Genomic DNA, 10,178 nt, shown 5'->3' on the forward strand with positions numbered 1-10,178 from the left:
GTATGCCTGTTAAAAAGCCAATTTTTTCTAGTGTTGTCATCAATGCCGCGACCGCTACAGTATCCATAGGCGCTCACATAAGCAACTTTAGCTATACAGAAATCTGGGGTGCTGCTGCAAGCCATTTTGAGTTTGACTTGGCTGATAGCGCAACTATTAAACCTACTATAGGAGACTATCTGGAAATCAAGTTTAAGTATGCTGATGACCCAGCAGCAAATCTAGTCAATACAGGCACAATGCGAGTCGATGATACTGTACGTAGATATGACTATCCTTTACTTTCCATAGGAGCGAACGCTTTTGACTACAATCTAGGTAATAGAATTCCAATTAGTTATACCAACGCAAGTATTAGAGCAATTGTAGAAACACAATCAAGTGTATTTGGCTTGTCTCTTCCAGATTTAGATACAATATCAGGTGCAATAGCAGGCACTAGCACTAATGTGACTGACCCTAAAGTGGAAAAAGCAGAAAGTCGAGCCGAGATGCTTGCATTACTTGCTAGGAAATATGGCTATTTCTTCAATCTTTACTTAGGACAATTGATTTTCAGAGATATTAGTATTTTAGAGTCTCAACCAGCGGCTAGAGTCCTCACAAAATCTGATGTCTGTAACGATGTAGTACCGCAGTCACGCAAAACAACATCAGGTAATTATAGAAATGCTCAAGTGACTTATAACAATGGTGGTTCACCAGCTACAGGAATCTATACAGCGACCGCTGATGATGGAGCGTTAACTAACAACACGATTAACTTATCATCGGAAGGATACTATAACAATTTTGACTCAGCAAGTCGTAGAGGTTACGGACAAATTAAAGAGAGCAACAGAAACTGGAATAGAATGTCAATATCTTGTGAAGGTCACTATTTGCTTAGAGTTGGTAATGTGGTACAACTAGCAGACTTTTATCCTGATTATGGATTCTGGTTAATAGAACAAGCTGTACATACAATCAGAAAATCTGATGGTTGGCGAACGCAGTTAGACTTAAGATACATAAGTCTTTGAGTCGATAAGGAAAGATTTCTTTGACGAGTTCGAGTTTAACTTCCCGTATCTGTAGTCGTCTGAGAAATCTTTCCTTAACGTTACTATCCCTTTGTATAGATTGACAAAAGTTGATCTGACCCAAATCAATTGCTCTCCAGGATCACATCAAGGCAAGCAACGATAATGACCCCGGCGTGGATGTCCTTGAGGACTAGCGTGTGTTCCCACCTGTCCCACGCTCTTTCCCCAATAAGGCGATCAGTTCGTCGGCTTCACATCCAGCCCCGTCCAGTGAGCGGCAAAGATCCACATATCTGCCGTTTCCTCAATAATCTTGTCGGGTAGTCTAGACGGGTCATTGGGTTTGTCATGCCCTGACTCTAACGATTTTAGGTTGGCGTTGCTAACTTTTCTTGTCCCAACTGCGTAAGTCCTATGTTTGATGGTTGTTGGGCAGTGGCTTACGTGTGCGAAGCACGTATCTCCAGAGCCACTTAAGCGCTAAGGCACCTGTATCGAGCCGTGTTCTGGTAAAGCTTGTTGGCGGGAAGGAACGTGCTGGACAGTACGCCTCTCAACTGCGCCCTTTCCCCATCGCATCTCGCGTTAGCAAGGATCTGACAGGCACCTACGTCGTAAGCGACGGTGCTCGTGCATGTGACCGTGATATCCTGATTCGCTTCTTGATCGCCGTCATCGGCAGACGCTTTACATCCGCCCAGCGCTAAGCCTGCGATCGCCAAAGACATTAAAAGAAATCGATTTTTATACCGCATGTTGGTCTCCTGAGTTGCTTCATGCCTGTTAATCGGGATGTTCTGTTGTCGTGTTCCGATTCATTTCCCATTCCCGACATTCAGCCCTGTCCAGTGAGCCGCAAAAGCCCACATATCCGCCGTTTTCTCAATGATCTTGTCGGTGGGCAAGCCCGCTCCATGTCCCGCCCGTGTCTCAATGCGGACAAGGTGAGGTTTGTCCCCAATCTCTGCCGCCTGGAGCGCGGCGACATATTTGAAGGTGTGCCCCGGCACCACGCGATCGTCCGTGTCGGCAGTGGTGGCGAGGATCGCGGGATATGCCTTGCCAGATTGGATGTTGTGATAAGGCGAATAGTTCAAGAGGTTACGGAAATCCGCTTCCTGTGCTGGAGATCCAAACTCGTCTACCCATGTTTTCCCGCTTGTAAACTGGTCGAAGCGGAGCATATCCATGACACCGACCTGGGGCAGCGCGGCAGCGAACAAATCCGATCGCTGATTGACGACTGCACCAATCAGGAGTCCGCCATTCGACCCGCCCTGAATCGCCAAACCGTCTTGTGGTGTGATTCCCTGCGCCTTCAGATACTCACTTGCGGCGATGAAATCGTCGAAGACGTTTTGCTTGTTCTGACGACGACCCGCTTCGTGCCATGCCTTGCCATACTCGGAACCGCCGCGAATATTAGCGATCGCATACACCCCACCCTGTTCGACCCACCCTAGCAACGCTGGCGAGAAATCGGGAAGTATAGGGATTCCATAGCCCCCATAGGCTGAGAGCACGGTCGGTGCTGGAGTGGTCACATCCTTGCGCCGGACGATAAACATCGGGATACGGGTACCATCCTTTGAGTTGTAGAAACGCTGTTCGACTGCGATTCGGTTGAGATCGATCGCCACCTTGGGTTGTGCCCACACCCGCAACCTGTTGCTGGCGACATCGTATCGATAGATCGTGCTTGGAGTGTTGAAACTGGTGAAGATGAAGAAGGTTTCCGGGTCGCCCTGTTTGCCCTTAAAGCCGCCAGCGGTGCCGATACCAGGCAACTTCACTACACCCTCTGCCTTGCCATCCAGCGTGTAGCGTCGAACTTCCGTTTTCACGTCAGCCATGTAAGAGATCAGCAACCGTCCGCCGACCAGCGACGCATTGAGCAGAGCCGAATCCTGCTCTGGCACCACATCTCGGATGACTGGATCGGCGGCGATGTCCATCGTCACCACCTTGAAGCGTGGCGCGTCCTGGGTGGTCATGAGGAAGAACTTCGTCCCCACATTGCCGATGAGATACCATCGGTTATCGACAGTATCGATCAGTTTGCGAGGCTTCCAATCAGCGCTCTTGAGGTCTACCACAGTCAGTGTGTTGCCGAGCGAAAGGGGCGTGGAAACGATTGTGAGATAACGCCCGTCTGCGGTGATGTCAGAGGTATGCAGCATATTTGGCTGATCCGGGGTTGCATAGATTCGGCGATCTTGCGCTTGGGGAGTGCCGATCGCATGAAAATAGACGGCATGGTTAGCTACGTTCGCTTGGGATGGGTCTCCCTGCTTCGGTTCAGGAAAACGGCTGTAGAAAAAGCCGGAGCCGTCCTTGGCCCATGCGATGGTGGGGCTGAACCTCACCCATTTGACTTCATCGTCGAGCACCTTGCCCGTGTTTACGTCCAGCACCCGGATCGTGCGCCAGTCGCTGCCGCCATCCTGCACCGCATAAACCACGCGCTTGCCGTCGTCAGATGCAGACCATTCGGCAAGTGCGATCGCTCCATCCTTTGCCCAGGTATTGGGATCGATCAGGACGCGCCCTGCACTATCTACGCTGTCGCGGACATAGAGAACTTGTTGGTTCTGAAGTCCAGAATTGTAGAGGTAGAAATACCGTCCACCCTTTTTGACCGGAATAGAGAACTGCTCATAGTTGTACAACTGCTTCAGTCGCTCCTTGAAGATATCTCGACCCGGCAGCGTATTGAGATAAGCGTTGGTGACTTTGTTCTGCGATTCGACCCAGGCGGCAACTTCCTTATCGTTGCGGATATCTTTTTCTAGCCAGCGATAGGGGTCGGCGACCTTCTGCCCGAAATGTTCTTCGACGACATCGACCCGCTTGGTTTCAGGATAGGTGATTGTAGGCATCATTGCTGTAGACTCCGTGCAAACGGAGGCGAAATGGGTAGTAAAGAGCAGCGCAAGCGTAAAAAGGGCTACGCGGCGCATCGGTATCTTTTGAATCCTTTTTGCGAATGACATTGCTTTCTCCTTTGTCGTCTGAAATGGTTTGACTACATTTTTGTGGCAGCTTGATCTGGAGTGTATTAAGTTCTAATGCTTGATTTCTTCCAGATTCTTATGGTAAAGAACGAGTTCGTTTCGGCATCGTCCGATTGAAACATTAACGTTCAGAATTAACTCGCCATGTAATCACAATGACTTCCGCAAATATTAAGACAACTAATAGCCGCGAAAACGCTCCTAAAATGGCTTCCATCGTCCAGTTTTGACTCTGAGCCTCCCAGATCGTCACCACAATATTTACTCCAATTACCAACCAGGGTAGAATGACCGCTGAATTCCGTCTGCGATAGAAGCCGAGCGTCGCCTCGCGCCAAAATGGGAAGGTACTGAGAAAACAAACAAAGTAGGACGCTCCTGCACTGGCGAACAAGCTGGTTTGAAGACTTGAAGGCAGGTTCGGGTATCCAAGCGCGATCGCCGTCAAGCAAGCTCCCAGCGCTAGATACAGGAAAGTAAACAAGGTAAATCGTTTCATTTTTTTCTCTTTCTAATAAAGCTTATTCTCTGTACCAGACACGTACACATTGAAAGCAATTGACTGTAACGCCCTGGCTGATCATCACTGGGTAGACCCCATTACTGACTGTCACGCCGTAGACACCATCACTTGTGCTTTTCAAGCTATCTGGTAAAACAACGGTTTCAACATTGATCACCTGTATCGTTGTACTTGCAATCCACTGATTGACTTCACTCATAACCTCAGAGAAGAATTCATATTCGGAAGGGCCGCCGAAGGGACCCCGTTTAGTAATCCGAGGCGCAAAATCTTTGTACTGAATCATTTGATTTACCACCTTAAAACTGTAGAGTTGAGCATCAATTCAAGTAGTGGGCATCGCCCACCATTTTTAAAACCTTTCACGGTAAAGCTTTGTGGGCAGTGCTAGCTCTACGAGATTTATTCCAAAACTTAGACAAATCTTGCCAGCAAAAGACGAAGAGCAAAGGAAAAGGCATGAACGCTGATATGAGCTAACATTGCAGCTTCTAGCGAATATTGCCAAAAGAGCCAGCCAAACGCAATCCCCACAATCCCATTCAGTAACAACGCCCGAATAATCACAACTGGAGTGAGGGAAACGATCGCGGCAGTCGCGGGCAGGTGTAAAAGTCCAAATACCAACGCGGCTAAAACGATCGCACCCTGGTAAATCCCTTGGCTTGGCAACGTAACGCCTTGTTTTAGCCCTTTCCACGCGATCCAAACAAGCAGCGACATTAAACCCCAGCGCATCAAAATTTCCTCAGTGATGCCGCCATAGAACATTGCTGTGAGCAAATTCAACCAACTTGGCTCTGTATTATTTGCTGCCCGTAGCGCTTCAGGTAGGACAGGTTGCATCAACTGATCGAGCAACAAGAGAACGATCGTCGCTGCTGCACCCACACCCAAGCTCCACTTCATCTCAACGGCAAAAGATGGAGACTTAGCGGTGTGAAACACCCAATGATCAATCAAATGGGAGCGTAATCCAACACGATAAGCACAACCAATTCCAATCAGAATGCTGATTGCCAGTAGAACTGTAAGCTGTAGTCCTTGCAGAAGCAGTAAAACCCACAGTGGAGGCACTTTTTCCAGTGCTTCTGGAGACAGTTTTGCTAACTGTTGCTCGACTAAAGGAATAGATGTAATCGTAACCATCAAAATTCCCACACTGCCGAGTACAAATAAAAGTCCGAATTGTTTCAGAATTGCCATTGGTTTAATCTCCAGATGATCCGTCCTATCAGCCCGTGCTGGTGAACAACACCATCAACAGGAACGAGGGCAGGTTGAAAACGAAGTGGACGACGAGACCGGGCCAGATCGATCCGCTGCGGCGGAAGACCTCGGCGGTGGCGAGACCAGCTACCACAGCAGCGGGAAAGATGTTGTTGATCCCATGCATGAGAGCGAAGATCACAGTGCTGCCCACGACCCCAACGAACGGGCCGTAGCGCAGCAGCGCGTTGGTGACGATGCCTCGGTAGAGCAGTTCCTCACCAAAGGGTGAGAAGACGGCAATGAACACCGTGCTCAAAACCAGAGACACTAACCCGCCGCGAGCGCCATCTCCGTAAACATCCTGGACATTGTTCGAGTCCCCAGTGATCTGAACCCAGGCTAGGATCGCCAGACTCTTGAGCACGAAGGCAACCAGTCCTACTCCGATGCCGATCAGGAGCCAGCGTCCGGAGGTTCGACGCACGCCGAAGGCACTCAGGGAACGAATCCGCAGCCGCGCAGCCACCGCGAACGCGATCAGCGTGGCGACACCAGTCCATGAAGTTAGGATCAGACCGTAGACCACGGGATCAAGACCGAGTCGCCTGAACTGCGAGACACCTCCGAACCCTAGAGCCAAATAGACGACGAGACCGACAGCGATCTCAAGCCAGCCCGGACGGGCAACCTTGTTGGGCTGAACCGAGGACGCGGCAGAGGGCTTCCCTGGCTGCTGCGGGTAGTTAGAAGGCACTTTAGACATGATGATCAACTCCTTTGGCACATTTGCTTATGGTTTTACGAACTAACGAGATCACCGACGACTAATTCGATCGCTCTGGGAAACGGGTTCGGATGCCTCGTCGCGTTTGAACACCTTATAGGCGATCGCCAGGAACACAGGGATTGCAACCAGCACTGATAGCGCCCCGTAGGTCGCGTGGTACTTGCTGATTGTGAACAGAGCTGGTGTGGTCACGGCACTTCCAGTGATGTTGAACAGGAGGATACCGCCGATGTTGTTCGCGAAGTGTACGCCGATGGCGAGTTCAGTGGTTCCGTCAATCAACGAAACCACAGTCCACAACAGACCCGGAACGAGGAAGTAGTTGGAAAAAACCGTGAGCCAGCCGCCTGCCTGCGCCTCCGGGTTGAGGAGGTGCGGCAGGGTGAATATCACAGCCGACAGGAGCGCCAGAAAGACGCGGTTGGTCCAAATGAGGCTTGCGCCCTGCACGATATATCCCCGGAAAAAAAGCTCCTCGGTGGTGGTCTGGATCGCGGTAAGAACCAGTGCGATCGGGACGAAGAAGACGAAGCTCGTGAGGTCGGAATAGAAGGAGAAGCTGTCGGGGTAGAAGAGGTACTGTCCCAGCCCACCTATCAGGCAGAATGGCACGAACCACGCCACGAACCCGTGACCGACACGGTGCCAGCTTATCTTCTCCCGCGCCGTGATCAGTGTCAGGGGATGACGACGGTGGATGAGGGAGACGGCGATGAGAATCCCGCCGAGAAAGAACGGGAACCCCATCATGATCACCAGGAAGCTCCCCACGGAACCGAACCCGGAGAAATCCGCCCGACGGAACGCCGCGAAACCCTCCTGTCCGTCAAGCGCGAACGCCACGAGCGCGCTAGCGACGCTGCCGACAACCAACCACGAAACGAGTATGACTAACAGTCCCAGGAGATACCGCCACCACCGATGTCCACCTCTCTGGGCAACCTCCACGTAAGTCGCGTCTTTGACTTCGCTTAGGTTTCTCTTCTTTCCTTCATCTTTATCTCCCTCACTCATGGGTATATGTAGTGCTTGGATCGGGTTGCTAATTGCCTTTGCGATTGTTTTCAGGGATCGACCGGGTCCCCGACGGCTCCACCAGTGGCTACGCGCACGGCATGAGCCATGTGCTTGATCGGGTTGCCGAGAGAGGCGCGATCAGCTCCTGCCATCAGGGCGGCACTGACATCTTCACTAATGACGCGCAAGACTGCGGTGGCAGCCGCCGCGTGCAGCCGCACCTCGATATCGTCAGCCGAACGGCGCAGGCGATCCGCGATGATCTCAGCCAACTCGCGCTCGATTCGATCGTGAGTCATTAGCCAAGCCGCACGCAGATCCGGCTCTTTTTCAGCTAGCACGGTCATCTTGATCACGGCATCGTCGTAGGACTGCTGATCGGGATTCTTGGGGCGATTCGTCGCCCACTCGAAGAGGTGATCTTCGAGGGAAACCTCCCGAGGCCAGCGGCGCAACACCGCCACACACTCCTCGACATCCTGCGCCAAGACAGGCTCAGCACAGCTTTCCTTGTTACGAAAGTACCGCCACAAGGTACGTACCGAGATTCCTACCGCGTTTGCGATTTGCTCACCGCTCGTGGCGGCGACACCGTGTTCCCAGAACAAACGCGCCGCCTCCCGCGAAATCTCCAGACGCATCCGCTGATGCCGCTGCTCACGCATCCCCCCTGATTTGTGATCGTTCGTCGTATCGCTGTCACTATCACTCCTCATAGCCGTCTTTCTTTTCCATACTTGTCATTTAATGACAAAATGACACTAAATGACATACCTCGCAAGAGGTAGCTTTGCCGACAGTGTTATTGAACTTAGGACTGATGCTTTTGTGCGAGATTGTGATAGCGCCACAAGGATTAGGTCGTTAAAACTCGATCGCTGATATCAGCTCAGGTGTATGAACCGAATCAGAGGTACAACTCTTGGTTAGCACTCGCCAAACACTTTGTTTTGCAGGAATACATCCTGAATTTTGCAGATCATTTACGCCGCGCTGCTAGTTTCATCCTTGTCCTCAGTTTTGATCACGAAAGCCCTTAATTCGATAATCTTGTCGCCGCGAAAGCGCCAGATGTCGCAGTACGAGTAATCAGACGCCTTCCCGTCTTCGTCCTTGATTGTTATGTCGCCGAGTGCCGTGACGAAATCACCCTCAGCGATTAAGTTAGCGACCATAAACTTTGGCGGCTCTACGTATGTCGTTGCCATCCATTGGCGAACGGCTTCTTTTCCTTTAAGGGTCTTGTCGCCTACAAACGTCCAATGCGTGTCGTCGGCGCAGAACGACAAGAATCCTTCATTGTTGCCTGAGCGCAATCGCCGCGTTTGCCTCTTCTAAGATTGCTTTATTTTTATCTGACATCTGAATCTCTCCTCTGTTCAAGTGGATGCTTTAACGGAGCGGGAGCGGTTTTTCTGTTGGCGTGTCCTTCTCCTTAGCGTAGCCGCCGAATCATCCCGTTGCCGCTTGTGCAAAACTCACGGAACAATTGCAGTGACGCGGATTTCAATACGCATTTTTGGAAGTCCAAGAGCTGCAACTCCTACCTCTGTCCAAATTGGGGCATGGTTGGGCATGTAATGACGAAATAGCTTGACCATCACATCGTTAACCTCTGGAGGAAATCCTCCAACATGGTAAGAATTTTGGACTTTGGACAAAAAAGTATTGTTCTTGCCATTCAATCACTTTTTATCACCTTCTTTGTCGCTACGGAAAGATTTCTTTGACGTGGGTTTACGTTTACGCTTGGCTCTTGTCTTAGCAGCGTTCGCGGCGTGAAACTTTGCATCATATCTAAGATGGCAGACTGAGCAAAGGGCTTTTAGATTACTAGCTGCATTATTGGTCGTGTCATGGTCTAAGTGCGCGGTCGTTAACACAAATCGGATTTTCTTTTCGCAGCATTCCAGATAGAGAGCTTTGGATTTCTTAGCTAATCTGTATTTGAATTCGTCCCATGACTCATTAGGACGACGGCAAGGACGTTGGCACTCTTGACAAGTCCAGTCAGCGTTAGTCTTGACAGCAAGCGCTATTGACTTCCAATCAGGCGGGTACTTCTTCCGATTCATCGGCATTTTTGTCAAACCAAACGTGTTTTTGTTAAAGATAAGTTATGTAAGCTGTTTCTCTACTCCGGTTATTTTGAGCTTAAAGGGCGGTGCAATCCGCCCTAGTAGATTTGTTATGCCGCAGCAGTCTTAACAGTCACTTTACGCTGACTCATGATGTGGGTAGTAAGACGGGTTCTCAAATCCTTGACGACTCCATCAGTAGGCAGTCCAACAGCCTGCAAGTGCTTGATTAACTCAGGCTTTTTCATGGATGCGACCGCCATAGGAGTGGGTAAGGCGACAGATGTTCCAACCTCCTCAGTATCGGCTTCAACGTTGATTGTTTCCTCTATTACAGTTGCAGGCTCATCTACTACGACCTCTGCTTGAACAACCGTGGCGGATTCATCATTCATCTCTGGCTCTACAGGTGGCACAGATGGTGTAGGCTCGTTGTCACTGTCTTCATCAGTTGCGCTCGCGGGTAGTTGCAACATCTCTGCATTCTCGGACAAGATATAGCGGTTCTCGGTTGAGTCCAAT

At 50.5% G+C, this 10,178-nt stretch carries 11 protein-coding genes; 1 reads left to right on the top strand and 10 read right to left on the bottom strand.

Features of this window, described 5'->3' with window-relative positions; translation table 11 throughout:
- The first annotated feature begins 2 nt into the window (after positions 1-2).
- Positions 3-1,022: a hypothetical protein gene (locus DP117_RS16940; protein ID WP_169219460.1), complete on the top strand. Its 1,020-nt coding sequence runs from the start codon at positions 3-5 to the stop codon at positions 1,020-1,022.
- An 818-nt stretch (positions 1,023-1,840) separates the two neighbouring features.
- On the opposite strand, the gene DP117_RS16945 is transcribed toward DP117_RS16940, so the two are convergent.
- The 10 genes from DP117_RS16945 to DP117_RS16995 form a co-directional block, all read right to left on the bottom strand.
- Positions 1,841-4,018, bottom strand: coding sequence for a prolyl oligopeptidase family serine peptidase (locus DP117_RS16945; RefSeq protein WP_211176158.1), 2,178 nt, complete (start codon positions 4,016-4,018; stop codon positions 1,841-1,843).
- A gap of 142 nt (positions 4,019-4,160) precedes the next feature.
- On the bottom strand, positions 4,161-4,538 hold the full coding sequence (locus DP117_RS16950) for a hypothetical protein (protein WP_169219461.1): 378 nt from the start codon (positions 4,536-4,538) through the stop codon (positions 4,161-4,163).
- A gap of 22 nt (positions 4,539-4,560) precedes the next feature.
- A complete protein-coding gene (locus DP117_RS16955) occupies positions 4,561-4,848 on the bottom strand; it encodes a hypothetical protein (protein WP_169219462.1) in 288 nt (95 codons plus the stop codon).
- Between the two features lie 128 nt (positions 4,849-4,976).
- Positions 4,977-5,768: a CPBP family intramembrane glutamic endopeptidase gene (locus tag DP117_RS16960; RefSeq protein WP_169219463.1), complete on the bottom strand. Its 792-nt coding sequence runs from the start codon at positions 5,766-5,768 to the stop codon at positions 4,977-4,979.
- A 28-nt stretch (positions 5,769-5,796) separates the two neighbouring features.
- Positions 5,797-6,537, bottom strand: a complete 741-nt coding sequence (locus DP117_RS16965; protein ID WP_169219464.1) for a CPBP family intramembrane glutamic endopeptidase — start codon at positions 6,535-6,537, stop codon at positions 5,797-5,799.
- Between the two features lie 51 nt (positions 6,538-6,588).
- The gene (locus tag DP117_RS16970) at positions 6,589-7,575 is read right to left on the bottom strand and encodes a CPBP family intramembrane glutamic endopeptidase (protein ID WP_169219465.1); all 987 of its coding nucleotides are present in this window, start codon (positions 7,573-7,575) and stop codon (positions 6,589-6,591) included.
- A gap of 50 nt (positions 7,576-7,625) precedes the next feature.
- Positions 7,626-8,243: a TetR/AcrR family transcriptional regulator gene (locus tag DP117_RS16975; protein WP_246162796.1), complete on the bottom strand. Its 618-nt coding sequence runs from the start codon at positions 8,241-8,243 to the stop codon at positions 7,626-7,628.
- A gap of 318 nt (positions 8,244-8,561) precedes the next feature.
- A complete protein-coding gene (locus DP117_RS16980) occupies positions 8,562-8,894 on the bottom strand; it encodes a nuclear transport factor 2 family protein (RefSeq protein WP_248277692.1) in 333 nt (110 codons plus the stop codon).
- 162 nt (positions 8,895-9,056) lie between these two features.
- Complete coding sequence (locus DP117_RS16985; protein ID WP_248277693.1) at positions 9,057-9,239, bottom strand: Rid family hydrolase; 183 nt, start codon at positions 9,237-9,239, stop codon at positions 9,057-9,059.
- Positions 9,240-9,766: 527 nt separating this feature from the next.
- On the bottom strand, positions 9,767-10,178 hold a 412-nt coding region (locus DP117_RS16995; RefSeq protein ID WP_169219468.1), incomplete at its 5' end, for an SAP domain-containing protein.

The sequence above is a fragment of the Brasilonema sp. UFV-L1 genome, assembly GCF_012912105.1.
GTDB lineage: Bacteria > Cyanobacteriota > Cyanobacteriia > Cyanobacteriales > Nostocaceae > Brasilonema.

Excerpts from the sequence above, each read along its gene's own strand:
- DP117_RS16940 (WP_169219460.1), top strand. The coding sequence starts at position 3 with ATGCCTGTTAAAAAGCCAATTTTTTCTAGTGTTGTCATCAATGCCGCG.
- DP117_RS16945 (WP_211176158.1), bottom strand. The coding sequence starts at position 4,018 with ATGTCATTCGCAAAAAGGATTCAAAAGATACCGATGCGCCGCGTAGCC.
- DP117_RS16950 (WP_169219461.1), bottom strand. The coding sequence starts at position 4,538 with ATGAAACGATTTACCTTGTTTACTTTCCTGTATCTAGCGCTGGGAGCT.
- DP117_RS16955 (WP_169219462.1), bottom strand. The coding sequence starts at position 4,848 with ATGATTCAGTACAAAGATTTTGCGCCTCGGATTACTAAACGGGGTCCC.
- DP117_RS16960 (WP_169219463.1), bottom strand. The coding sequence starts at position 5,768 with ATGGCAATTCTGAAACAATTCGGACTTTTATTTGTACTCGGCAGTGTG.
- DP117_RS16965 (WP_169219464.1), bottom strand. The coding sequence starts at position 6,537 with ATGTCTAAAGTGCCTTCTAACTACCCGCAGCAGCCAGGGAAGCCCTCT.
- DP117_RS16970 (WP_169219465.1), bottom strand. The coding sequence starts at position 7,575 with ATGAGTGAGGGAGATAAAGATGAAGGAAAGAAGAGAAACCTAAGCGAA.
- DP117_RS16975 (WP_246162796.1), bottom strand. The coding sequence starts at position 8,243 with ATGCGTGAGCAGCGGCATCAGCGGATGCGTCTGGAGATTTCGCGGGAG.